The following is a 24,854-nucleotide window of genomic DNA, read 5'->3' on the forward strand; positions in this document are numbered from 1 at the left end:
CCTACGCTTCCATCATATTATCTGTCCAAAGTTCGCACTGAGTCATAACGGTTTGAACTGCATCGTCCATACCCTCCGGCGGATACTTATGCTTTTTCAAAAGTTTCTTAATGAGCATACGCATTTTTGCTCTTGCAGACTCACGCTTTTGCCAGTCAATCGTCTTGTTTCTGCGGAGTGTATCGGCAAGCTCTTTTGTAATGGCAATGAGTTCGTCGTTTTCGTAGAAGTCCTTGATTGCCTGCGGCTTTGTGAGGGCATCGTAGAATGCAAGCTCATCGGCTGTAAGTCCGAGTTGGTCTCCCTCTTTTTGTGCTGCCGCAATCTGCTTTGCCAGTTTCAGCATTTCTTCAATGACTTCTTCATTGGTCAGCATACCGTTCAAATACGCATTGAGCGCACGCTGCATAATCTCACTGAACTTTTCAGACTTAACCACATTCGTCCTGCGGTAAACAGAAACTTGCTCTGCAATCAACTTTTTCAAAAGTTCAACAGCAAGGTTTTTCTCTTTCATATTTGCAACTTCTTGCAGGAACTTTGGATCAAAGAGGGAAAATTCTTCTTTAACATCTGAGAATAGGTTTATTACTCCGTCGCTTTTGATACTCTGTTTTAATAATTCGTTAATTCTTGCATTCATTTCAGGTAGGGATATTTTCTTGCCAACTCCTGTGTTTGCAAGTCTCAAAACAAGTACACGAACTGCCTCAAAGAACGCTGCTTCTATACGGTCGCTTTCATCAACCATAGATGAACAGAGGGACAATGCTTGATGAAGCATAAGTGCTTCTTTTACAAACGAGTCCTTATCATCTATTTTTTCTCTGCCCATAATGAAGTTGACAGCACCGCTGATAGTCTTAGACCTTTCAAGGTCTGTGCCGGTTTGGAACTTGGAATAATCAAATCCGTGGAACTTATCACGGCAGACGGACAGCTTTTCTTGGAATTTCGGGAAAGCAACCTTTGCAACATCGGTGTCGCCATAATTCTTTTTATCACGGGCGGTATAGTCGTTCATTGCTTTTTTGAGTGCTGTTGCAATGCCGACATAGTCAACAACAAGACCGCCCTCTTTGTCACGGAATACACGGTTTACACGGGCAATAGCCTGCATTAGATTATGTCCCGACATAGGCTTATAAACATACATAGTGGCAAGGGACGGCACATCAAAGCCTGTGAGCCACATATCTACAACGATTGCGATTTTAAGCAGACTGTTGTTGTTCTTGAATTTCTTTGCAATCTCGTCCTTGTGGTGCTTATTACCGATTATCTCACGCCATTCTTCCGGGTCGTTGTTGCCGGAAGTCATTACAACCGCCACTTTTTCTGTCCAAGCAGGGCGCAGCTCTAAAATACGCTTATAAATTTTCATAGCGATAGGACGAGAGTAAGCAACAATCATTGCTTTACCTGTCAGCAGGTTTTCTCTGTTGTTCTCGTAGTGGTCGAGTATATCGCTTACAAGCGAATTGATGGTGTTATCGTTGCCAAGTATTGCTTCCATCTGACCGAGTTCACGCTTGCTCTTTTCGATAACTTCTTCGTCTGCGTTGGCGGACATAATATCATACTCGGTATCAATCATCCGTAGCGTTGCTTCATCGAGATTGAGCTTAATTACACGGCTTTCGTAATAGACAGGGCGTGTCGCTCCGTCCTCGACCGCCTGCGTCATATCGTAAATATCGATATAGCCACCAAATACCTCACGGGTGCTGCGGTCTTTTGAAGAAATAGGTGTGCCTGTAAAGCCGATATATGTAGCGTTAGGCAAGGTGTTGCGGATAACACGAGCCGTACCGATTTTAACCTTACCGGTTTTAGCGTCCACGGTTTCGGTCAGTCCATATTGTCCACGGTGTGCTTCGTCTGCCATAACCACAATGTTGCGGCGTTCGGATAACGCTTCGTAAGACTCCTCGAACTTTTGCATAGTGGTAAAAATAATGCCGTTTGCCTGTCTGCCATCCAACCAGTCCTTTAATCCGACATCATTTTTACCCGAAGTTTCTGTCAGCTTTCTGCAAGTAGCGTGTACCGGCTCTTGCCTTAAAAAGTCTTTGCACTTTGCAAACTGACCATAAAGCTGGTCGTCAAGGTCGTTTCTGTCTGTAATAACAACAATCGTCGGGCTGTCTAACGCTTCTTGCAACAAATGAGCATAAAACACCATAGACAGCGACTTTCCGCTGCCTTGGGTATGCCAAAATACGCCGCCCTTACCGTCGGTAACGGTAGCGTGTTTTGTGGATTCAATCGCTTTTCTGACCGCAAAGTATTGATGATACCCTGCAAGTATCTTAAACGAATTGATACCCTCGTTAGAAAAGCAAATAAAGTTTTTGATTATATCAAGCAGTCTTTCTTTTTGGAACATACCCTCAAAGAAAGTATCAAACTGTGCATATTGCGTGTTTTCGTAGTCGCCGTCTTTTGTTTTCCACTCCATAAAGCGGTCTTCACCGGAGGTGATCGTACCCGCTTTGGAGGTCAACTGGTCGCTCATTACACAAATTGCGTTGTAAATGAACATTGACGGAATCTCAATCATATAGTTACGGAGCTGCCTGTACGCTTCGGAAGCGTCCGTTTCTTCACGAGACGGAGATTTCAGCTCAACCAACACAACCGGCAAGCCGTTCAAAAAGAGAATTACATCGGGGCGTTTATTGCTGTTCTCAATAAAAGTCCATTGGTTAGCAACGATAAAGGAGTTATTGTCGGGATTTTTATAGTCAACAAGATAGACGATAGAGGAACGCTCCTCACCGTCAACAAAATATCTAACCGGGATACCGTTTTGCAGATAGTCCATAAACACGGCGTTTTTCTGTACAAGTTCTCCGTTTTCAAAGTTCTTCAGCTTGAATAGTGCGTCGGAAATGGCGTCATCGGGTAACTCTCTGTTCAAACGGTACAGAGAGTCAAGCAGAACTTCCTCATATAACGGACTGTAAAAGTCTCTTTCAATATCGGGACCGTATGCGTACTCGTATCCCAAATCATTTCTGAACAGCTCGATTACTGAATTTTCATAATCGGCTTCGGTATATAATCCCGGCATTTTCATTTCTCCTTTTTTACAGCTCGGAGCTGCATATTCTTTCTTCGTTATACTTGATTAAATTATCGTAGTTTCCGGTTTTACAGTCAAACATCACAACCTTAGGAAGTTCAAAAATCCCTTGTGAAGTTCTGAGCAGTTTATATGGTGCATACCAAATCAAATAATCAATACCGCTATGTAAAAAGACATTTACGAAGTTTTCATCCCAAAAGAACAAGTGTGGTTTTCCTGCTATCATTTCGCCTTCGTGTACTTCATCCATATTCGGCTTATTGCTTTCACATTGAAGATACGCAGAGGACTCATCCATAACGAACAAAACGGTTTTGTAACCGTCGTGGTTGCTTTGGTAAAGCGGAAGCTTTTTTATATGTTCGGAAACTATTCGTTCAAAGTTTGACTTGTAGAACAAATAGTTATGGTCTTGCTCTGACGGCAAAAGTGTTTTGGCATTAACTATAAGTTCTGCATTAGGGTAGATTTCTTGTATGCTGCTTTCTTTAAGTTCTTTATAAAGCTTGCTTTCTCCGGCGTTTGTCGGATTTTGAATTTTTCCCTTTTCATCTACAAAAGCGTGGTCGTCAACTCGCATAACATCCATCATCAGCTCGTCTTTTGGCGAATAGTAATCAGGCGGCGGGTCAGACTTGCCGGAACTATTTATCCAGTTTTTCCATAAGGTTTCTGTATGAATTGAGAAATAAACAGCTTCAATCGTCTCAGACTGAGTTGCAAACATAACCTCATTGTCGTTGACTTCCTGAAATTGAGATATTATCTTATCTTCATTATCAAACCTATTCACTTCTAACCCTCCTATCCTTATAAACAATAATTTAGCGGCTTAGAGTTCGGTGTCGGAGACATCCAATTCGCCGGACATAAGTTTAGGTAATAGCGTGTCTCTGATTTCAGCTAATCTCTTTATTTCTCTTGTTTTTGAAAGAATCATAGAGAAAATAGGCTGTACTAATCCGTCAAATTTTTTCAAGACATCCTCGGTAGGCAAATATGTTGGATAGTTCTTTAGAATATCCGTTTTCAAATTTGTGAAAACACTACCATTACCAAGTGCAATTAGATTGTCTCGAATGTGTTTGAAATAAAGATACAGATATTCATTTGAAAACTTTGATGACGGAAAATAGAGCCAGCCGTCGTGTATGCAAGTATCTATATCAAGTATCTTAGGTAAACCGGGTGTGGCGCTATTTGATAAAACCAAACTGCCTGATTTAAGGTAAACAGTCTTTTTCAAACCAGCCTCAATGATGTATTCTTTAATTTCATTGATGAATGGAGAAGTAATACCAGTTGCATCAGATATTTTCAGCCAATGAAATCCACTATCTGACAAAAAGTTTTGGATAGGTCGAGGTGAACCACCACGTTTTATTTCAACAAAATCGCCAAGTACACCATTTATCCAAGTTTTAGGTACTTGCCTGTCAAATGGTTCAAAGTCTATAAACCACGATTTAAAAAGAGCCATTGCTTGTTGCTCTAAATTATTGTTTATGATTTCATTTTGTTCTATTTTTCCGTTAATCGACTCAACAATGCTTGCAATTTTCTTTTGCGTTTCTAAAGTGGGTAGTTGGACACTAATTTGTCGGAAATTTTTCAACGGTTGCGATAACGCAGGTACACCAACCTGATTTGCAAAAGACAATATCTTATGTTTCCCCTCGTATGTATGAAAATAAAACACCAAATAAGGTACATATACTTTTGTTGTATCAAAAGTCACACGAAACTGTCTTTGCGAGCATAAATATTCTTCATAGTTGGAGTCATCAGGAATATATGCTATTTGTCCGAGTGTACCACTTATTGTAACAACAATGTCCCCACGCTTTGTGATAGAACGATGCAAAGAACGTGCCTTTTCTTCCGTAACAAATTTTGTTATATTGTCAGTAACCTTAAAACTCTTCAAGTTAGCACCATCAATAATGGGAAAACCATCATTTACAAAACAAGAAACTTTCAAATTTGAACCAAATGGTCCCGCTGCTATGTCCGTAATAACATCTGAAAGTTGAATTAGTTTTCTTTCCATAGTTTGTATCCTCTCTATCCAATGTATTTTCGATGTGCAATCTTAACATTGCTCTGCTTTACCATTGCATACTGCAAGGTTGTATCTATCTTTCTATGCCCCAAGAGTTGTTGAAGCTGTTCAATGGGCATTCCTTTATCTATTGCCATAGTTGCAAGTGTACGCCTGAACTTATGCGGGTGTACCTTGTTAATTCCTAATTGCTTTCCAAATTCTCTAAGGCGAACCTCAACACCGCCGATTTTCAGTCTTTCGTGTGGCGATTTCAGCGATACAAACAGCGCCGGATTGTCGTCCGTCCTGCTCTCCAAATAGTTCTGCAAATGTATCTTTGTGCGAGCGTCAAAATAGACTACTCGCTCCTTACTGCCTTTACCGAACACGATACATTCTCTCTCGTTGAAATCAATATCATTTCGATTAAGCAGTACCATTTCGCCGACACGCATACCCGTTGAAGCAAGCATATCAATAATCGCTAAGTCTCGAAGCTCTGAGCAGTTATCCCTCATAAGCTCTAACGCTTCATCGGAGTATGTCTCCTTGATATTCGTGCCGGTTTTTACTCTGTGTATGCGTCTTATTGGGCTTTTCAGTATGTAATCCTCGTCCTCTAACCAAGAGAAGAAGCTGGATAGAATACGGCGGATATTGTCTATCGTTACCTTGCTTGATTTCTTCTTTTCCTGATATTCCGTCAGGTATCCTCTGATGTCGTCTGTAACTATGTGTTTGACATCTTTTTTGAGTTCACAGAGCATAGCTTCGATAGTTGCCTTGTAGTATTTAAGAGATTTCTCGGAGCAGCCCTCAATTCGCTTTGCCGATAGGAACAGTTCTACATAGTTCTGCTCCGAGTATTCCTCTTTGTTTTGATTTTCCGTTACCTCATACTTTGCAAGGGTATATTTCAACACCTCTTGCAATTTTTCGTTTTGTGCGTTGTTCAAGTAGGGTAACATTCCCTGAATAACATCTTTGATTAACTCTTGTTTCATAGTCAATTCTCCTTTTTATTCTTAGAGAACGACTATGGGGCGGAAGTCCCCCGATATTAACTTCCGCCACCCACGGAAGTTATGGGTATGTTATATGCTAAACAATAATTTAGAGCAGCAAGCTCAGGCAATCTATCAGCAAATGTTCATAGATAATGCTCGTTCTGATTGGGCAGAAGGCACTTTAAGTGATATTGCTGATATTACAATGGGTCAGTCGCCAAGTGGCAGTAGCTATAACGAGGACGGAACTGGCACAATTTTCTTTCAAGGTCGTGCGGAATTTGGATTTAGATTTCCGTCAGTTCGTCTATACACCACTGAACCTAAACGAATGGCACGGTCAAATGATACTTTGATGAGCGTTCGAGCACCGGTAGGCGACTTAAATGTCGCTCATATGGATTGCTGCATTGGTCGTGGACTTGCTGCCATTCATTCTAAATCCCACCATCAATCCTTTGTTCTTTACACGATGTTTTCGCTTAAAAAACAGTTAGATGTTTTCAATGGCGAGGGAACGGTTTTTGGTTCTATCAATCGTAATTCGTTGAATGATATGCCAATTCTTATACCGTCTGATGATATTTTGGACGAATTTGAAAGGATTGTAGCACCGATGGATTTAACCATTCGCAATAATTACGATGAAAATTGCCGTTTGCAGGATATTCGTGATACCTTGCTTCCTCGTTTAATGTCCAGTGAACTTGATGTCTCTGATATAGACATCTAAGCCGCTAAATTATTGTTTATTTCATTATTAAGTTCAATTTTCTTGTCCAATGCCTTCAAAACACTTGCGATTTTCTCTTGCACCTGCAAATCAATCAGAGGAACTTCGTATTGCATTATTGAGGTTTTGTCTCCTCGTGGCATTTTTGTTCCCTTTGATGTTGCCATAGAATATGTAAAGAAATCATCATCCGCAAGTACATAATACAAGAAATCTTTATCTGTATTAGGTTTTGGAACAAAGACTAATACATCGTTTGAGCAACCGCCATCATATTGGGCTTGCCAAATTTTTTTGAAATAAGGGCGAATATTAGAAACAAGGACATCACCGTTTTTATATTCCTGTGTTAAAGAAACAGTCGGTAAAGAGCTTGCCTCCGTAATTCCACACTTATTTGGCAACATATTTTCGGTCGATATATAGTTTTTCGCATTTAGGCTTTCTACTTCTACTTTTCCTTTGCGAAAACTGCAAATATCAGAAAGCTTACATTTCATACCCAATCGCCCCCAGTTTCTTACGGATTTCGTTCTCCAGTTTGTGAGACTTTGCAAACATCTCCGATAATTCAGAAGTAAGACGGGTCATCTTTTCTTCAAACGGTTCTCCATCATCCTCAACTTCTTCGATACCTACATATCTGCCCGGAGTCAAAATGAAGTCCTGCTTTTCGATTCCCTGCAAATCAGCAACAGCGCAGAAGCCTTTCACATCTTCAATCGTTCCTTCTTGGAAAGAGGTAAATGTATCTGCCAACTTCTGAATATCGTCATCGGTAAAATCTCTGTGCTTACGGTCAACCATATAACCCATTTTGCGAGCGTCGATAAACAAGGTTTTGCCTTTTTGCTTTTTATTCTTTGTGATGAACCAAAGGGTAACAGGAATAGTAACGCTGTAAAAGAGCTGCGTAGGCAGAGCAACAATTCCTTCTACAAGGTCGGCTTGAATTATGTTCTTTCTGATGTCGCCCTCGCCGCTTGACTGAGAGGACAAAGCACCGTTTGCAAGAACAAGACCGATTTTTCCGTTAGGTGCAAGATGATGTATCATATGCTGAATCCACGCATAGTTGGCATTGCCGGCAGGCGGTGTGCCGTACTTCCAACGCACATCGTCTTTGAGCTTTTCCTGTCCCCAGTTAGAGAGGTTGAAAGGCGGATTTGCCATAATAAAATCTGCTTTCAAAGTCTTGTGCAAATCATTGAAAAATGTATCTGCCTGATACGGGCCGAAATCGGCGTCAATACCACGAATAGCCATATTCATTTTTGCCATTTTCCAAGTGTCGGCATTGGACTCTTGACCGTAAACGGCGATTTCGCCACGCTTACCGCTGTGAGCCTGAATGAACTTTGCACTCTGTACGAACATACCGCCCGAACCGCAGCAAGGGTCATATACACGGCAGTTTTTGAATGGCTTTAAGATAGCAACAATGGTTTTAACAATACTTGCAGGCGTGTAGAACTCACCACCCTTAACACCTTCGTAAGCGGCAAACTGCTGAATACAATACTCATAAGTTCTGCCGAGCAGGTCTTTGCTTTCCTCGGTGTCGCCCATATCCATATTAGTGAACAGGTCAACAACATCGCCCAAAACACGCTTGTCCAAATCAGGACTTGCGTAATTCTTAGGCAATACGTTTTTAAGGGTAGTATTTTCTTTTTCAATGGCTCTCATAGCATCATCGATAACCGTACCGATTTCAGGAGTATGAGCAGATGAAGCAATTTTGCTCCAACGAGCGTCCTCCGGTACGAAGAAAATATTGTCCTCAACATAGGCGTCTCTGTCATCTTCAAAGCCGTCGCCTTCTGCAACAAGCTCTTGATAACGCTTTTCAAACGCACTTGATATGTAACGCAGGAAAATAAGACCTACGATAACCTTTCTGTATTCTGCTGCGGGAATATGTCCCCAAAGGACACACGCTGCGTCCCAAATCTGTTTTTCAAATCCGATATTTGCATTATTACTCGATGCCATTAACATATCCTCCTATAAAATCAAGCGAACCATAATACATAACTTTTTATTACTCGTCTAAAATAACTTCGCATATATCTCCGATGTCACAGTGAAACACCTGACATATCCTCATCAGTACTTCAAGAGATACTGGCTCATTCTTATTTATCTTCGTTGCAGCGTATGATGTGATTTCGGCTGCACGCATTAAATCCTGTCTTTTCATTTGATTGTCAATCATAAGTTTTTGAAGTTTGTTATAGCATATCTTCATCAGTAACACCTCTTCATCTTATAATTCTTCTTCGTTACAGTTACTCATTTAACATTATATATTAAATTTTCAGGCATTTCAAGATTTCGGACAGAAATGTAACCTTTGAGGCATTAAGGTATCACTTTTTACAAACACCTAATGCAACTCTTTTAAAGAATAATAAAAAAGAGATGCCGAAGCACCTCAATTATACATTTTATTATTAACGTTCAATGCAATCATTGCTATGACCTTTTCTATCGGCGGCTCTTTTCCGTCCGGTGCAACTGCTTTCCAAAAAGCTATTGCTTCCGGTTCAGCACTTTTCATTGCTTCCCGAATGGCAAACTGCATTTCCTCTTTTACTGCTTTTTCAGTTGTTCCATTTTCTTTCGCTATTTGTCTGAAAATGTCGTTCACTTCTACTTCCTCCTATGTCTATTAGTATGTGTCTATCACTGACAGTTGTTGTTATAGCATATTCTCTCTATCGAAGTCCCGAAAAATTTGTCGATAGCTGAAATTTTTTATACTGAAAAAAAGAAAGCTCGTCGATTAGGACGAACTTCTGTGTTTTATGGAAGTATTTGCTTTGACTGCTTCACAAGTGTATCTATGACTTCATAAATTCTGTTTCTATCTTCAGGAGCAAGTTTTTCAAGCTTCTCATTCAGCATAGAGTTCTTGACTGTGTATCCCGTTTCCAAGACATCTGTAAGAACCATATCCGATGATACATCTAAAGCATTTAGTATCTTTATGAAAGTTTCGAGTGACGGAATTTTCTCTCCACGCTCAACCATACCAATATAATTTGTTGTCAAGTCTGTTTTCTCAGCCAAATCTTCTTGGCGTAATTTCTTCGCAAGTCGGAACTTTCTTATATTCTTGCCGATTGTATCGAGCTTCATCACATCACCTCCATTAGTGTGTTTCCATAACTAATAGTATAGGTTAAGTAGATTCCAAATCACACGCACCAAAAGGAAGTCAAACCAACTATCAGTAATGATTTCCAACTATTTTTATGTTATACTATAAAAGTAGTAATTCACGATTGTTAATGGCGAAAGACAAAGTACAACCCAAGAGCCACGTTAAGCAATCTCCATAGAATAAACTTAGGGGTAAAAAGGAATGGACGAACAAAAGATAATATTCAGTAATCGGTTTGAAAAAGAGAAATTTGAGGATTACAAAACAGATTTGGAAACTGACAGCTCAATCACTCCCGACTTTTCAGAAGCTAATGATTTTTTGAAATTTATACAGAAGAACCGCAGAAGTGTTCCAAGTAAAGAGCGAATTGCTGACAAAGATAAATTCATCAAGACCGTTTACGAGCTATCCAATAGCTTTGAAATTGACGCTGACCTGATAGAATTTGCCGAGGGATATATCGCCAACATCTATGTAGATTATGCCTGCTACACTGGATATATCAAGAAGTTATTGGCAATTCTTTTTATCCTTGCCGATGATATTTCCTTTTTAGACGGCAGTAAAGAAAATGCCGATATGCTTTTCAGCTTCACTTATCACACACCATATTTTCCTGAATAACAGAGAAACAACCGATTTCTCATAATGTACCCGATGGCTACTCAACTGAGCAGCCATCTTTTCGATTTTCCAGACACCGTCTGGAATTTTTAATACGCCGGAATACCGTATCCATAGATATTGCTGCTTCCGACTGCGTACTGTCTTTGCTTGCAGGCGTCGCCTGAGTTACCCTCTACGGTATAAACTGTGCCATTCTCACACTTCTCTACGATACCAACGTGGTCTGTTGTACCGTCGCCTTCCCAATCAAAGAAGATAATATCTCCTGCCTTTGGTTCATAAGTGCGATTTTGCCATTTTCCATTTGACTTAAACCAATTTGCACCGTCCACACAACCTGCAAATTTCGGAACAAGTCCGCTTTCAATATACCCGCATTGGTCAGCACACCAAGATACAAAGCAGGCACACCATTCCACTCGACTGTTAAAGCCGTACCAACTCCAGTAAGGTTGTCCGCCCTGATTGCCTACCTGCGTCAAGGCAACTTCAACAATCGCCTGATTACCTCCGGCAGTAAAGGCTCGCCCATACGGATAGTACCTCAGAACGTGAGCCGGATATTGGGTATCTCCATAACTGTCCCAACCAAGCCTTTGTGCCTGCTGAGTGGAAAACTCTACTGCATTGGCATAAGAATAACCGCCATACTTTGTTTTTGCCCAAGAAATATACCCATTACCGAAGTTGTAGCCTTGTAGGGCAAGTTTGATATGCTCCATATCTATCGGACTTTCCACCTCTGCCGAGGTAAGAGCCGCTTTCAATTCCTGAACACCACACTGGATAGAATATTCAGGGTCTTTAATTCCATTAGGTTCGTGCGGATACTTCGTATTGAAACTTCCTTCTGCTGCCTGCATAGGGTCAAGTCCTCTGCCGCCACTTTCCTGCATCATAACCGCCTTGATAAGTTCTACATACTCAGGAATTCCGTACTCCTTGGCATACTTCTGTATGATAGGTTCATAGGCTTCTACCTCTGCACTTACCGGAGTATAGGAATTACTGTCACTTCCTCCTCCAAACATTGCTACGGCAGCACCGAACAACACGACAATCATAATAATCAGCACCGCTATCCAACCGCCTGCTGCGATTGCTGCTACAAGTGCTTTTGTCCCTGCAATAATCGCTTTGACTGTCGCAACAGTAGCTTTCGCTGTCGCTTTAACGGTATCTGCTGTGGCTTTCGCCGCTTTCTTTGCCGTCTGAGCCGCTTTCTGTGTTGCTTTGGCTGTTGTTTTTGCAGTTTTCTGTGCTATAATGGCAACTTCTTTTGTGGTCTTAATAGAAGTCTTTGCCGTTTGTTCTGCGGTCTTGACCGACCTTTGAACAGTATTGGTTGCACCTTTCGATACGGTCTTGACTGTCGTATTTCCTGCCGACCTTGCAGACTGTTTAATTGTTTTCTCCGTACGCTCCAGAGTTCGGATGCTCTGTTTTCCGACAGGATTGACCGATTGTTTTTGAAGCTGCTTCTCTGCACGCTTGGTCTTGAAATTCTCAATTCCCGTTTTGGCTTTCTGATAATTCTGTCTTGTTTCACGCACACCCCATCTGCCGACTTTATCCGCACGGTATGCAGTTTCGTGAACAGTCCTATCCGTTGCCGCTTCGATTTTATCGGAAGCATATTCCTCTGCGGAATTTTCCGAAGCATTCGTGGAATGTTCTGCCTTATCTTTCGTCATCACATAGGCTTTCTTCATTCGCTCCGTGGCAACTGCTGCCTTATTTATGGTCTTGATTGTACCTTTGCTTGTATCTCTTGTTTTTATATCAGCCATCGGTTTCCTCCTTTCTCGAAAAATAATAGAGAGTGGGGTTTAATCCACTCTCTTAGCGACAACAACAAGCCTGCCATTGTTTCTTGAATATTCACAAGTAGAAAGAGAAATAAGCTTGTCGCCATACTCTGCCGATACTCCGGTATCATACAAAGAAAGTTCCTTGCACTTAGCAACATACGCATCAAACTCTGCCGCATTTTCTGCGTCCGTAAACTCATAATACTTAAAGCTATCGGAGCTGTCTGTATAAACGACTGTCTTAAAGACTGCAATCACTTCATACTGGTGTCTGTCCGTCAGTGTATCAAAGGTAAGCGTCTTATGACCTTCCCAAAAGCTCTTGTTTCTGTACTTCATCAGTCCCGTAAACATCGAACCGTCATTCATATGGTGTCCGTATATAATGATGTTGTCTGAAGGTTTCTGCACATCACAATTTTCCTGCACATATGGACAGCCATAAGCGGAATAGGTCTTATCAAACTTGTGCTTCAGGTAGAAGTTCGGCTCATTTACAGACTGCACGACCGGATAGTTGATATTGGTATCCTCAACCTTTATCCAACCCACCATATCCTCATTCTGCCGATAGAGTTCAAGATATTCCGCAAGATAGTCCTTATCTTCCGAAAACGTCACGCCCTCATTTTCCTTTGGCGGCTCGTCCTCCACAATCTCCGCAAGGTTATCATAGACTTCATTCTGCTTTGCAGAGTCAATGTGATTACGGATAATAAAGAAGGTGCTTACAGACAACACTACCGTAAGTACCACCGCAATAATAATATAAATTTTTCTGCTCATGTTCTCTTACCTTTCCATATCGTTTCTTTTAGGCGGGGTCAAATCCCTGCAATACTCCGGATACCTCAACTTGATACCTTCCATAAAATACGGAGCATATCCGCAGCAGAACAGTTCCTCTGGTGTACAGAGGTTTTCCCTGCCTTCTTCTGTAAATCCATTCCAGAGATTAAAGGCAAGGTGGCAGACCTTGACTGTGCCACTTGTCTGCCAACCTCCGTGCATACCTTCCGGTATGATACAGTCCCTCTTGAAATCAAACATCTTTCCGATGTTCATTCTCGTTTCTTCTGAAATCCCCATCACATAGAAAAATGCTCTGTGATAGCAGTCGTTGACTTTGCACTTATCCAGATTTTCCAATACAAAATCTCTGTGTGCAGCATTGCGAAATTGAATTTTAGACATTATAAATCCCTCCTTATGCTTCGCCCGGCTTGGTCGTCATCAGTTTATAAAGTTTCGTGTTCTTAGGGAATTTGTTTGCAAACGGTACAAGCGAACTTCCCACCTTGATAAGTCCGTGTCCTGCTTCCACATTCGTGATATAGGACATCTGAAGGTCGGAAATATTCAGAAGTTTTGCAAGCTCAAGCCTGTCTGTGGAAGCCTGATTCAGCATAATGATGAACTCTGAGTTTGCAAGCATTGTTCTCGCTGTGTGGCTCTGCAAAAGGTCATCGACATTCTGAGTGATTCCACTTGCGTATGCACCGTATTTTCTCACACGCTTCCACAAGGTAAAGAGGAAGTTTGCAGAGTATTCGTGCTGGAACAGAAGATAAATCTCATCAATAAAGATAAAGGTATTCTTACCCTTTGCACGATTCTGTGTGATACGATTCAGGATAGAGTCAAGGACAACAAGCATACCAATCGGCATAAGCTGTTTACCCAAGTCAAGAATGTCATAGCAGATAAGGCGGTTATTGGTATCCACATTCGTCTGCTTTGCAAAAGTGTTCAGAGAACCATGCGTAAAAAGCTCAATAGCAAGTGCCAGTTCCTTTGCTTCCGGTTCGTCCTGCTGCAAAAGTTCTGCCCTGAAATCCTGCAAGGTTGGTATATGTCCCTGATAGTCATTCTGCTGATAACTGCGGTACACGCTTGCCGTGCAACGGTCAATGATAGACTTCTGCTTTGCTCCGAGATTAGTTCCGCCGATAAGCTGTTCACAAAGGGACATAATGAACTCAGATTTCAAAATGACAGGGTTTGCACCGTCGCCATAATCCTTATTCATATCCATTGCATTGATGTGATTGTCGGAAGTCGCAGAAATATTGATTACCTCTCCGCCCATCGCATTGACAAGCTGTGAATACTCTCGCTCAGGGTCGATGATAATAATATCTGCGTCCGAAGAAAGCACCTGATTGATGATTTCTCCCTTTGCCGCAAATGACTTACCGCCACCGGATACACCGAGAATAAAAGAATTACCATTCAAAAGCTGCTTACGGTCTGCGATAATCATGTTTTTGCTGATAACATTCTGACCGTAATAAATACCGTTCTCGTGGAAAATATCCTGCACCCTGAATGGGATAAATACCGAAAGGCTTTCTGTGGTAAGCGTTCTGAACGCATCAATCTTTCTTGTTCCAAACGGCATTACCGTGTTGAGTCCATCTACCTGCTGAAATCTCAGTGTTGCAAACTGGCAAAGATGTTTTCTTGCCGTGGTAAGCAATGCTTCCGTATCATTCTCAAGTTGTTCCTTACTGTCTGCTGTAATAACCATCGTGATAACAGCAAACATCATTCTCTGGTCACGGGTCGTAAGGTCATCGAGGAACTCTTTCATTTCTTTCTTCTGCTGCTCCATATCATACGGAACAGTTGCAGAGAAGTTATTATTGGCATTCTGCCTACGCTGCCAGTTTGTGATATTGGTTTCCACACCAAGCAGACGGTTCTCTGCTTCCTTTACTGCTTCATCAGTCGGAACTGGAACAATATCAATGGACATCATCAGATTTCGGTTCATATCCGTAAGTTCCGCTACCATACTATCTTTGATATAGGACGCATATTCACGAAGAAAAAGGACTCTTCCATAACGGTTTCCCATTTTGAAATAATCCTTTTCAAATTCCATTGTGTCAGGGCAGATATAATCCTTAAAATCGTGTCCCTTTTTTCTTGTTTCCTTAATATCAAAGTGGAAAGAGCTTTCCTCTCCCACACGATAAAAGTCGTGGAAAATACGAAGTCTTTCGTCTGTTTCCAGTTCCACGCACTTACTTCCAAGCCTGCCAAAGTGAGCAATCAAATCTGCACCGACACGGGCAAAATAAGTTCTTGCGTCCTCCACACTCTTTTTGTTGATGGAAATGGTAATATACTTATCCTGAACAATGGAGTTTGCACCCGTTGCCTTATCAAGAAGCATTTTGTTGTATTCCTCTCGATACTCGTCCAGATTATCTCCGGTTGTCGGAATAAGGATTGTCTGCTCAAAATCCAGTCTGTTGAGCCGACGATTATTGATTGTGATTTTTGTCGTTGCACCACTGTCAAGAGAGTTCAGAAGTTCGGAATATTCAAGGAACATCGCTTCCTTATCTTCACGGCTTGCCACTGCATAGTTAATATCCGTAAAGCGATAAGTCTTTGAATATTTATCCTTTCCCACTTTGAAAATGCCATCATCAAAGATAGCTGCCACGGGAATCACGTCCTGCACCCCTTTCGGTACAACAAATTTTTCTTTATCCTGCTTAAACAGGTTCGTAAGAGTCTTAATCATTTGACTTCAATACCTCCTTCTGCTTCTGTTCAATGCTTGGCTTCATCAGTTCGTAATAAACATCGGTGGAGTGAAATACCAACTTCTTCGGCATTAAAAACTCCGACTTTATCCACGCATAAATTGCTTTTTCTGCGGTCATACCGTTGTACTTCACAAAACCAAGTGCCGCAAACGGAGCAGCACCCAAAATGCACACCCACGATACGGTTTCCGTGCCAACATACGGTCTGAGCAAGAAATACAGTCCTACTGCAACGCCACAAGCGAGAACAGAAAAAATGAACTGTCTGAGCGACAGTCCAAAAAACATTGACTCTGTATAATTTCTGATTTCTCGGTTAATTTTTACTTCCATATCTGTTTCCTTTCCTGCGGTTTCGGTCTTTCTCCCTCACGCATTTATCATTCAGGCAAAAGACTTTGCCCTTCCGTTTACCGCCATAGTAAACACATTTCTTACAATCTCTTTGGTTCATCTCAAAATCTCTCCTTAAAGTCCCATCATCTCTCGGATAATACGGTCAGACATTTTTACTGCACCGACAAGAACAAGCATATTAAATACCAGTTCCCCGATATATGCCCAAACCTGCGTAACTGCTGCTGCATCAGGATTCACTACTGGCGGCGATGAAGCAAATACAGAGAAAATAATACAAGCAAGTACAATAACTGCTCCCTCAAGCAGAACGGCACAATAGCTCTTGATAAAACTCTTGCCGACATTCTGTGTCGGTTCTCCTGCAAATGTGGAAAGCGGTATCGGTGCAAGTGCTGTGTACATATACAACTTGAAAAATCTTCCGTACACCGTCATTATCAGAATGAACGACAGCACTGTGATAAATAATCCTCCGATAAGCGTTACCGCCCACAAAGGGATACTCTCAAAAAATCCGCAATCCTCTATGGTCGTTACCATCTCTGCGGGCAAGGTCGTCTGTTCCGGAGTTCCAAATCCGGCAGCATTCATAATGGTTGAAATTGTCCCTTGCACGATATTAAATAATGCAAGCATAAGCTCCATTCCGTATGTGATAACACCTTTCGCCAGTGCAAAACGAACAAAGAGTTTCAGTGCGTGTTCCGGTTTCTTCACATCTGTAAAACTTCCGCAGGTCTTTACCATACCTATCACAAAAAACAATACAAGCAATGCAAGCCCGATAGCCTGAACTGCACCGTTGATGTCAACGATAACCTTCCAGATATTCCCGCCCTTAAAGTTCTGCGGTGTAGTTGTGATGAGCGTCCATATTTCCGACAGTTTTTCATTCCAAGTTTCAAGGGCATTTTCAAGATTTTGAACTAACCAGTTATCACTCATTCAAAGCACCTCCTTACAATTAAGGGGTGTTCCTTAACTTGGCACACCCCTCGATAACTGTGTAACTCTTATCTTAGCCTGTGATAAGAGTAAGGATTTCTTTCGCAAAAGTGATAATGACACCACCCGCAAGAGTCAGGAAGCCATTGGCTCTCTGAGAAGGGTCGTGAGATTTGAGCGAAAGACCGACCTGCACGATACCAAAGCCAAGCAAAATCATACCGATGGCACGGATAAGTCCGAAGATAAAGTCAGACAGATTGTTGACTACGGTAAGCGGGTCATTCGCTGCAAATGCAGTCGTTGTCATTCCAAGTGCCAACGCACCGACAATGACCATTGTGCAGTAAGCACGGAAGCCTTTCTTGACCTTCCCGGTCATAGGCAGTTTCTTTGTTTCCTGAATATCAGTTGCTTTTTTCTTAAAAATAGTCATAGTTGAATACCTCCAAAATTTAATTTGTTTGATTGTTTATGAACAGAGCTTCCATCTCCTCATCGGAAAGAAGTTCCCAGTTCGTTTCTTCCATTTCCTTTTCAGGAAGTGTTGCAGGGTCAATATCCCAAATGGCAATCGAAGCAATATCTTTTGTAACTTCTCCGTGCTTATAAGGACTTGCCTTTCCGTCTGTGGTAAGTGCCACATTCGGGTGTTTCATAATGTCATATTTGAAATCCATAATGGGTCTTTCCCCACGAATAAATAAAATAGCGTACTGATTATCGAGCATACGCACCTCATCAGGGGTAAGTAACTCTCTGCCGCTAATCTGATAGTTGGTGGAATAGTTACCGCTTCTTCCAGTACTCTTTCCGAACGTGTTGGTATCAATGGTTTCCTTGCCCAACAGCTCCGACACATATTTATGGGTTGACTGCTCATTTCCACCGAGGTAAAGAAATTCATCGCAGTTACCCACAATGCTCTCCCACTGTTTTTCAAACAAAGCTTTAAGCTGTGCCAAGTTCTGTAAGATGATGCTTACCGATACCCCACGGGAACGCATAACCGACAGTATCTTATCGAAATCGTCCGGCAGTGAAACATTGGCAAATTCGTCCATCATAAAATGAACAGGCATCGGCAGACAACCGCCGTGGATATGGTCGGCTGCATAAAACAACTGCTGAAAGAGCTGTGTGTAAAGAATGGATACCAAGAAGTTGAAACTGGAGTCGTTATCCGGTATCAGTGCAAACAGTGCCACCTTTTTCTCTCCGAGTGACTGCAAATCCAGTTCATCGGCAGAAGTAAGAGCAGCAAGACTTTCCAAGTTAAACTTTTCAAGCCTTGCTGCAAGGGTTATCTGTATAGATTTTAATGTTTTGGAAGAACCGGAATGATAAGAGTGGTAATACTTCAAAGCAATGTGGTCAGGGTTATCTATCATCAAATCTGAAAACAGATTATCAAGCGGAGAAGGACTTGGGTCGTCCTCGTCCTCAATCGCCCCGGCTCTTAACATTTCCATTACCATTGCAAAATTCTGTTCTTCCGGCGGTGCTTCATAATGCAGATAAAATACAAGTGCAAGCAGAAGCATTGACGCTGCCGTATCCCAAAACGGGTCATTGCTCTGTGAACCTTTCGGAGTGGTACTCTTGAAAAGATTTGTCACGAGCTTCTGCACATCATTATCATTCTGTAAATAAACAAATGGATTGTAACAATGGCTTTTCTCCATTGAAATCAAATCAAGCACACGCACTTCGTAACCTTTCTTCTCAAGAAGATGTCCCGTATCTCGCAGGATTTCCCCTTTCGGGTCTAATATCACATAGCTGTTTCTTGCAGCATTCATAATATTAGGCTTTGCATAAAACCTCGTCTTACCTGCACCGGAGCCACCGCACACAAGCGTATTCAGATTTCGTCTGTGCTTCTTGGCATTAAGTCCAATGCACACATTCTGAGTCATCAGCTTATTTTCTGATAGTGGCTTTTGTCGGTATTTTTTATCAATGGCTCTGACATTGCCCCATTTGGCAGAACCGTGTTCTTCTCGTCTGCGGTAATTCTTTCTTGTTGAGAAATAAATCCCGATACCCATTCCATAGCACAAAAGCAAAATGAGGACAGTTTTCAGGCTGTCCCCACATAATTTTATGGAAAATGGATTATCAAAAAGTGTCGCAAGATTGGCTGCTATTTCCGGCAGTCCTCCGCTTATGGAAGGTGCAATCAGAAGTGACAGCCATATAACCGGAACGATACCGACAATGGATAAAATAATGGCAGTCTGCCTGTCATTATCTCGCTTCATCTGAGCGTTTCCTTTCAATCACTTTGAACTTTTTCAATGGGGCATTTCCGACTTTTACAAGCAGGTCGTCTACTGCATCTGCGGACTTGCCTTCCTCCATCAACTTTGTTTTCTCATCGTTTAAGGAGCGAATGACAACACCGTGTTCGTAATCGTCCAAAGCAATGTGGTAGAGTTTTTCTTTTTCCATATCTGCCCTCCGTTATCTCTCATAGTCCTTTGAACGTTCCTGCTTTTTGCGGAACATTTCATCAGAGATATGACTGTGAATTTCTGCCATTGCATTTCGTGTCTTGGAAAGCTCCGCACGAATTTCTTTCGGCTCTTTGGAAGCCAGTCCCTCCGGAATGCGGTTAATCGCAAAATTCTGTGTATCTACTCCATACTTCTTGCAAAGCATATATCCGATACACACTGCCTGAAAGCCCATATCCCTGCGGCTGTAACTTTCACTGTTGATAGAAAGCTGTGCGTGTCCGAGTTCCTGAGCGACACACTGGGCAACTGCTACGCTGTCGCCCACATTACGCTTCACATACAAGGTCTGCTTTTCATTATTATAGAAAGCTGCCATATTCGGATACGGAAGTTCATCGGTTGCCGCAACCTCCACCGGAGATACATCAAGCATTGTCGTGATAAGTGCTTTCGGGTCACGGTTTGCTGATACTGCCGGAGCTTTTCTTCCATTTGTCTGCGTAACATCAAATACCTTTTTGACATTGTAGGAAATACCCGGAGAACCATCTGCTCTTGTGTATTCCACTGGTTCAAGGATAGAAATACTCTTTGCCCCTTTGGTAATCTTCACATTGTCCTTACCCCAATCATCAAAATCTTTAAGCTGTGTCGCCTGCGGATACTGACTGTAAATAAGGAGAGCATTTGCTGCGGAATATCTGTCCATTCGACTCTGCGTATCAAGAAAGCTCTTGAACTTCTCAGGGTCACTCACAATCTCACGGGCAGCATCATCAATCATCTGATAGACTTTTTCTTTTTCTGCTCGCTTCTTTTCTGCATACTCCTCTTTGGATAATCTTGGCTGATTACCGCCAGCCTTTGCGGGTTTGAAATCATTTGTCATAGTGAATTACCTCTCTTTTGTTTTGGGTTTCTTCTTCGGCTGACGGTGTACCGTCTGACCGTTTTTCTGCTGCGGATTCTTGCCGTCTTTCTTAACCTCCGGCTCTTTACGCTCTGCTTCTTTTTGCTGTTTTGCCTGTGCCTTGTAACGGTCAAGTTTCTCTTTGACCGATGGCTTTTCCACTGGCTTTGCAACACCCTTATCAGATTGCGTTTCTACCGGCTCTGAGTTTTGCCTTGACAGAGGGCTTTTGTCTGTTTTGGCGACTGAGGGGTTTGCGTTTGCTCGCTCCTCTTTCTGCATTGGATTTCTGACTGCTTCTTCCATAATGATTTCACTCTTGGATTTGGTCGGCTTTTCTTTCTCAACCGCTTCACGGTCTGCGATAGCCTTCTCTGCTTCACTGACAATCGAAGCCTTATCCACCTTGCCAAGTTCAAATCTTTCAACGATACGCTGAATTTTAGAAGCGTCCTCTGCTCTTGCAATAATATCTACCGGAGCGTTCTCTCCCTTTGTGTTCTTATCTCTGAGGACACAATAAAGAACGCCATAGCGTTTTGCCTGTTCGGTAAACTTCTTCAAATCCTTTTGCGGAATGGAAAAGACTTTCAGCTCCTTGCCTGACTTAATCATATTGGTAAGCCTTGCTTTGCCCTTCGTCTTTTGTTCCTGCTTCAGAACCGATACCAAAAGCAATGCGATATTCTTCGCCGCCGAACCGCTTAATCTTGCAGCAACTTCAAATCCTTCAAGCGAAAGCCTAACGACCTGCTCTGCTGCGTCACCACCGTTGTTCATAGCGTGATTTCTCCTTTCTCTGCTGTTTTTGTTCCTCTGTTTCGATATGCTCAAGGTTTTCTTCCATAACCTTTGACCTCTCTGCAATATCCTCGCAGAGTTTTACTTCCCGTCGGAGTTTCTTCAATTCTCCATTGATAGAAGCGATTTCATCTTTTGCCGCCTGAAGCTGACCATCATCAATATTTGTTCTTATCTTTTTTCGGAGATGTGTTCTTCCGGCAATCAGATTTTTCATCTGCTCCTCTAAGGAAGTCTTATATGAAAAAAGCTGTTCGTCCGTGGAAATATTTTCTCGTCCGAGCAGCCTTACTTCATCAGTAATCTTATCGAGCTTCATCAAATCATCTTTCAAAAGATAATGAAGCCTTGCGTTATTCTGTTTCTTATACTTTGGCAGATAACCGAGTCTGTAACAGTAATACAGATACAGCCCGTAAAGTCCGCCTTTCTTTTTCAGTTTCTGCCCTCTGGTCTGCATACGGTACTGTCTTGGTTTATAGGTCGCCCTCTGGAACGGCTCAATCTCTGCCCATCTGTCACGATTTTCTTTGATACGCTCTACAATCCGGTCATTGGTATAATCTGCTCCGAGATTTTTCAGTCGTATCGGCTTATCGTATCCCTTTGGAATGACCGTCCAGTATTTTCGGCTTGGACTTAGGTTATAGGCATATCCCATTTCCTTGAGAGCAAACTGAAATTCTTTCAGGGTCTTGCTATGGTCGATAGCATAATCAATGGCTTCTTTTGCAACCGAATAGCGTGTCGGCATACCTGCCTTTTCTTTCATCGTCAGATAATCCGACTGCTTACTGCGGTTTGGATTCGGGTCATAGTAAAGTCCGTACTTCTCACAAATTCTGTCTGCAACTTTTCGGAATTTGAACCACGCTTTTTCCTCTCCCCACAAATGTTTGCCATCGACAAAAGAAATAGAGTTGATGACAAAATGGCAGTGCAGGTGCTTTGTATTCAAATGGGTTGTCACAACAACCTGAAATCTTTTACCCCACACTTCATTTGCAAATTCCATTCCGATTTTCTGTGCCATCTCAGGAGATATATCTGTTTCCTTGAAACTCAAATATCCGTGATAGGCTTGGATACCGTCTGTCTTTTGGTACTGTTCCTTAACTGTTATGAACTGTTCACGGGCAATCGCCACATTACAGTTGATACCCTCAACATAAAATTCTCGCTCTGTTTTTTCTTCGTCCTTTGCATAAGCAATAACATCTGCAAGAGCCTGATACTGTTCCGGCGAAAACTCCCTTTTGATATTTGCAGAAGTCTTTTCCGGATTGGTCGCATAGTCAATGACCTGACCGAGCCTTTCTGTTACCGACCACAACTTTGTTACTGCCATTTCATTTCGCTCTGATTCGGACGAAGATATGTCCTCTCAATCTCTGACTGGAACTTATTCCACTTCGCAGCTTCATTCTTCAGCATAGGTGCGTCAATGAAACCAAGCGTATTTGCTTTGGCAGCAAGCTGATTGATGTTATTACCGATAGAGGAAAGTTCCCTCATCACATCATAGAAACGGTCATCGGGTTTCTCTTTCGGTTCGTAACCTCTGATAAGCAAACGGATAAGCCCTGCTTCGGAAAGACAAGCCTTCTTTGCCTTAGCTGCCAAATCCTGTGCTTCCTTGCGATTAAAGCGTACAATCTTCTGAATGTTTCTCTTTCTCATAATCGGTATCTTCCTTTCTCTTTACTCTGCAATCTTTGTTAATCTGGAATAAGCACATCATCGTAACGCCAAGACAACTGCCGAGCAGTGTTCCGGCGGCGATAAGTAATAACTCTCTCAAATCAAGTTCTCCTTTCTCACGGGGTATTAGGGGCAACCCCTAACGAGCCTTTTACCGTTTGGGAAACTGTGTTTATCCAAATGGTCTGCTCGCTAAGAATAAACATCTCCTCCGGGTTGCCCCGTTCTCAGTCTACTATCTCTCATAATCCTTTGATTTCGGCTTAAAAGGTTCAGCCACGATATTGCCGCCCACTTCCTTAGAAAAGCGTTCAGGATACTTGAACTGTTCCTTGTATTTCTTCATCATATCGTCCGGCAAGCTCTGAAAACTCTCACTCTCAGGCGGTGCATAACAGATAAAGAATTTGCCGCAGATAATATCTACCATCTCTTTCTTATCATTGTCCTGCACATAAACTGCACGGTTAAGCGGAAGTCCTCTCATCTTTCCTTCCTCATTACAGATGATTGCAACATCATCGTCATAGGGCATATATTCCTCAATATCCCCGCCGACAACCTCCTGCATTGCTTCCAGACTGTCGTCGATTACAATTTCCTTCGGGTACTTTTCCGGTTCTACCAAGAGAACTTTAATCTTAGAATCATTCATCGTTCTTCATTCCTTTCGTGTGTTTTTTTATTGTAAATTCCCATCCGCATACAAAGAAAATCGTTGAAGTCCTTACCTGCTTTTGGTGGCTCATCAACGATTTCATACTTATCCGGCAGAATAGTTTTTAAGGTCTGTGCTGCCTTTCTGCCCGCTATATCATTGTCAAAATGGATACGGATTTTCCTGACAGATGGGTTACTGCCAAGATACTTTTCCAGTGCAATCGGCACTTTACTGTCCTCAATTTTCTTTGCCGGAGAATACACCCCGGACAGCGAGACAAAGCTCATTTCTTTCCAATCCTGCCCGTTCAGCTTCGCAAGCGTGGCATAGGATAACAAGTCAATGGCACACTCAAAGAGGTGTACTTCCTCCAAGTTTTCCTTACCAAGCCGAAAAGAATAATCTTTTTTACTGCCACTGCAATCGCCCATAATCCTACGCTTATTCGTGGAACGGTAGGCTGCATATTTCGGTTCTTTCTTCTCGTCATAGCCTACAAACACAACATTGTGATACGGCAGACTCTCAAAGATAAGGTCATTGGAAATACAGTAATTGATGATTTCAAAATCTATTCCTCTCCCGAAAAGATACTCTGTAATCACTATGTTGGAAGCACATTTTTCAGGGAGAAGAAGTGGTTTGTTTTCCTCTTTTGGCTGTGGCTTTTCATAGACCGGAGCCTGAATCGCTGTGTGTCCGATAATGGTTTCCACCGCTTCAAGGAAGCTGTAACCTTTGACCTTAATCAGATAATCCAAAGCACTCCTGCCACCGATACCTCTCGACCACCATATCCATTTCCCGTTTGAAATCTTCAAACTATCGTGGGTTCTGGTGCAATAGGTGTTCCCCGAAAACTTAACCAGCTCATACGGTTCATAATTTCTCAGGTAGGTTAATAAGTCCATCTGCTTCGCCTGAATGATTAACTCAGGTGCGATAAATGGCATATCGACCACCGCC

Annotated in this window: 27 protein-coding genes; 2 read left to right on the forward strand and 25 right to left on the reverse strand. The window is 42.1% G+C overall.

Annotation, left to right across the window (positions count from 1 at the left end; genetic code table 11):
* Window position 1: 1 nt before the first annotated feature.
* The 4 genes from KNL20_RS14950 to xerA are packed head-to-tail and all read right to left on the reverse strand — an operon-like array spanning window position 2 to window position 6,139.
* Window positions 2-3,076, reverse strand: a complete 3,075-nt coding sequence (locus KNL20_RS14950; RefSeq protein WP_230398514.1) for a type I restriction endonuclease subunit R — start codon at window positions 3,074-3,076, stop codon at window positions 2-4.
* Window positions 3,077-3,092: 16 nt separating this feature from the next.
* Window positions 3,093-3,884 (reverse strand): hypothetical protein, encoded by a 792-nt coding sequence (locus KNL20_RS14955; protein ID WP_132381044.1) that lies wholly within the window; start codon window positions 3,882-3,884, stop codon window positions 3,093-3,095.
* A 39-nt stretch (window positions 3,885-3,923) separates the two neighbouring features.
* Window positions 3,924-5,141, reverse strand: coding sequence for a restriction endonuclease subunit S (locus tag KNL20_RS14960; RefSeq protein ID WP_230398515.1), 1,218 nt, complete (start codon window positions 5,139-5,141; stop codon window positions 3,924-3,926).
* Window positions 5,142-5,155: 14 nt separating this feature from the next.
* Entirely contained in the window at window positions 5,156-6,139 is a 984-nt protein-coding gene (gene xerA / locus KNL20_RS14965; protein ID WP_132381040.1) for a site-specific tyrosine recombinase/integron integrase, read from the reverse strand.
* Window positions 6,140-6,233: 94 nt separating this feature from the next.
* Between xerA and KNL20_RS14970 the strand changes: the two genes are divergently transcribed.
* Window positions 6,234-6,875 carry a restriction endonuclease subunit S gene (locus tag KNL20_RS14970; RefSeq protein ID WP_230398516.1) on the forward strand — a complete coding sequence of 214 codons (642 nt, stop codon included), beginning with the start codon at window positions 6,234-6,236 and terminating at the stop codon, window positions 6,873-6,875.
* Here the strand turns inward: KNL20_RS14970 and KNL20_RS14975 are convergent.
* The 5 genes from KNL20_RS14975 to KNL20_RS14995 form a co-directional block, all read right to left on the reverse strand.
* Window positions 6,872-7,375, reverse strand: coding sequence for a restriction endonuclease subunit S (locus KNL20_RS14975; protein WP_132381036.1), 504 nt, complete (start codon window positions 7,373-7,375; stop codon window positions 6,872-6,874). The two genes, KNL20_RS14970 and KNL20_RS14975, sit on opposite strands and share 4 nt — an antisense overlap.
* Window positions 7,365-8,870, reverse strand: a complete 1,506-nt coding sequence (locus KNL20_RS14980) for a type I restriction-modification system subunit M (protein ID WP_230400130.1) — start codon at window positions 8,868-8,870, stop codon at window positions 7,365-7,367. The genes KNL20_RS14975 and KNL20_RS14980 overlap by 11 nt, the downstream gene beginning before the upstream one ends.
* Window positions 8,871-8,919: 49 nt before the next feature.
* Window positions 8,920-9,126, reverse strand: a complete 207-nt coding sequence (locus KNL20_RS14985) for a helix-turn-helix domain-containing protein (protein WP_118374201.1) — start codon at window positions 9,124-9,126, stop codon at window positions 8,920-8,922.
* Between the two features lie 186 nt (window positions 9,127-9,312).
* Window positions 9,313-9,528: a hypothetical protein gene (locus KNL20_RS14990; RefSeq protein ID WP_132381034.1), complete on the reverse strand. Its 216-nt coding sequence runs from the start codon at window positions 9,526-9,528 to the stop codon at window positions 9,313-9,315.
* A 155-nt stretch (window positions 9,529-9,683) separates the two neighbouring features.
* The gene (locus KNL20_RS14995; RefSeq protein WP_132381032.1) at window positions 9,684-10,019 is read right to left on the reverse strand and encodes a helix-turn-helix domain-containing protein; all 336 of its coding nucleotides are present in this window, start codon (window positions 10,017-10,019) and stop codon (window positions 9,684-9,686) included.
* Between the two features lie 226 nt (window positions 10,020-10,245).
* Between KNL20_RS14995 and KNL20_RS15000 the strand changes: the two genes are divergently transcribed.
* Window positions 10,246-10,671 carry a hypothetical protein gene (locus KNL20_RS15000; protein WP_230398517.1) on the forward strand — a complete coding sequence of 142 codons (426 nt, stop codon included), beginning with the start codon at window positions 10,246-10,248 and terminating at the stop codon, window positions 10,669-10,671.
* Between the two features lie 89 nt (window positions 10,672-10,760).
* Here KNL20_RS15000 and KNL20_RS15005 read toward each other — a convergent pair whose 3' ends face one another.
* From KNL20_RS15005 to KNL20_RS15080, 16 genes are all read right to left on the reverse strand, one after another.
* Window positions 10,761-12,464 (reverse strand): lysozyme family protein, encoded by a 1,704-nt coding sequence (locus tag KNL20_RS15005; protein WP_230398518.1) that lies wholly within the window; start codon window positions 12,462-12,464, stop codon window positions 10,761-10,763.
* Window positions 12,465-12,503: 39 nt separating this feature from the next.
* Window positions 12,504-13,271 carry a class B sortase gene (gene srtB / locus KNL20_RS15010; RefSeq protein ID WP_230398519.1) on the reverse strand — a complete coding sequence of 256 codons (768 nt, stop codon included), beginning with the start codon at window positions 13,269-13,271 and terminating at the stop codon, window positions 12,504-12,506.
* A gap of 6 nt (window positions 13,272-13,277) precedes the next feature.
* Window positions 13,278-13,679 carry a DUF6075 family protein gene (locus KNL20_RS15015; RefSeq protein WP_161209645.1) on the reverse strand — a complete coding sequence of 134 codons (402 nt, stop codon included), beginning with the start codon at window positions 13,677-13,679 and terminating at the stop codon, window positions 13,278-13,280.
* 13 nt (window positions 13,680-13,692) lie between these two features.
* Window positions 13,693-16,023, reverse strand: a complete 2,331-nt coding sequence (locus KNL20_RS15020) for a VirB4-like conjugal transfer ATPase, CD1110 family (protein ID WP_055062744.1) — start codon at window positions 16,021-16,023, stop codon at window positions 13,693-13,695.
* Entirely contained in the window at window positions 16,016-16,381 is a 366-nt protein-coding gene (locus KNL20_RS15025) for a PrgI family protein (protein ID WP_230398520.1), read from the reverse strand. Before KNL20_RS15025 ends, KNL20_RS15020 begins: the two co-directional genes overlap by 8 nt.
* Before the next feature lie 135 nt (window positions 16,382-16,516).
* Window positions 16,517-17,353 (reverse strand): hypothetical protein, encoded by an 837-nt coding sequence (locus KNL20_RS15030; protein WP_230398521.1) that lies wholly within the window; start codon window positions 17,351-17,353, stop codon window positions 16,517-16,519.
* Window positions 17,354-17,426: 73 nt separating this feature from the next.
* On the reverse strand, window positions 17,427-17,789 hold the full coding sequence (locus KNL20_RS15035; protein WP_015512775.1) for a hypothetical protein: 363 nt from the start codon (window positions 17,787-17,789) through the stop codon (window positions 17,427-17,429).
* A 19-nt stretch (window positions 17,790-17,808) separates the two neighbouring features.
* Window positions 17,809-19,617, reverse strand: a complete 1,809-nt coding sequence (locus tag KNL20_RS15040; protein ID WP_055062740.1) for a VirD4-like conjugal transfer protein, CD1115 family — start codon at window positions 19,615-19,617, stop codon at window positions 17,809-17,811.
* A complete protein-coding gene (locus tag KNL20_RS15045) occupies window positions 19,604-19,807 on the reverse strand; it encodes a hypothetical protein (RefSeq protein WP_008789327.1) in 204 nt (67 codons plus the stop codon). Before KNL20_RS15045 ends, KNL20_RS15040 begins: the two co-directional genes overlap by 14 nt.
* A 12-nt stretch (window positions 19,808-19,819) precedes the next feature.
* Window positions 19,820-20,704: a hypothetical protein gene (locus KNL20_RS15050; RefSeq protein ID WP_002594673.1), complete on the reverse strand. Its 885-nt coding sequence runs from the start codon at window positions 20,702-20,704 to the stop codon at window positions 19,820-19,822.
* A gap of 6 nt (window positions 20,705-20,710) precedes the next feature.
* Window positions 20,711-21,505, reverse strand: coding sequence for a PcfB family protein (locus KNL20_RS15055; RefSeq protein WP_118356701.1), 795 nt, complete (start codon window positions 21,503-21,505; stop codon window positions 20,711-20,713).
* A complete protein-coding gene (locus KNL20_RS15060) occupies window positions 21,489-22,874 on the reverse strand; it encodes a relaxase/mobilization nuclease domain-containing protein (protein ID WP_230398522.1) in 1,386 nt (461 codons plus the stop codon). Before KNL20_RS15060 ends, KNL20_RS15055 begins: the two co-directional genes overlap by 17 nt.
* Complete coding sequence (locus KNL20_RS15065; RefSeq protein WP_002594670.1) at window positions 22,865-23,206, reverse strand: plasmid mobilization protein; 342 nt, start codon at window positions 23,204-23,206, stop codon at window positions 22,865-22,867. The genes KNL20_RS15060 and KNL20_RS15065 overlap by 10 nt, the downstream gene beginning before the upstream one ends.
* On the reverse strand, window positions 23,169-23,327 hold the full coding sequence (locus KNL20_RS15070; protein ID WP_087203228.1) for a DUF3789 domain-containing protein: 159 nt from the start codon (window positions 23,325-23,327) through the stop codon (window positions 23,169-23,171). The genes KNL20_RS15065 and KNL20_RS15070 overlap by 38 nt, the downstream gene beginning before the upstream one ends.
* A 135-nt stretch (window positions 23,328-23,462) precedes the next feature.
* Complete coding sequence (locus KNL20_RS15075) at window positions 23,463-23,882, reverse strand: DUF3846 domain-containing protein (protein ID WP_002594669.1); 420 nt, start codon at window positions 23,880-23,882, stop codon at window positions 23,463-23,465.
* On the reverse strand, window positions 23,879-24,841 hold the full coding sequence (locus tag KNL20_RS15080; RefSeq protein WP_109710634.1) for a DUF3991 and toprim domain-containing protein: 963 nt from the start codon (window positions 24,839-24,841) through the stop codon (window positions 23,879-23,881). Before KNL20_RS15080 ends, KNL20_RS15075 begins: the two co-directional genes overlap by 4 nt.
* Window positions 24,842-24,854: the final 13 nt, after the last annotated feature.

The sequence above is a fragment of the Novisyntrophococcus fermenticellae genome, from assembly GCF_018866245.1.
GTDB classification, from domain to species: Bacteria; Bacillota; Clostridia; order Lachnospirales; family Lachnospiraceae; genus Novisyntrophococcus; species Novisyntrophococcus fermenticellae.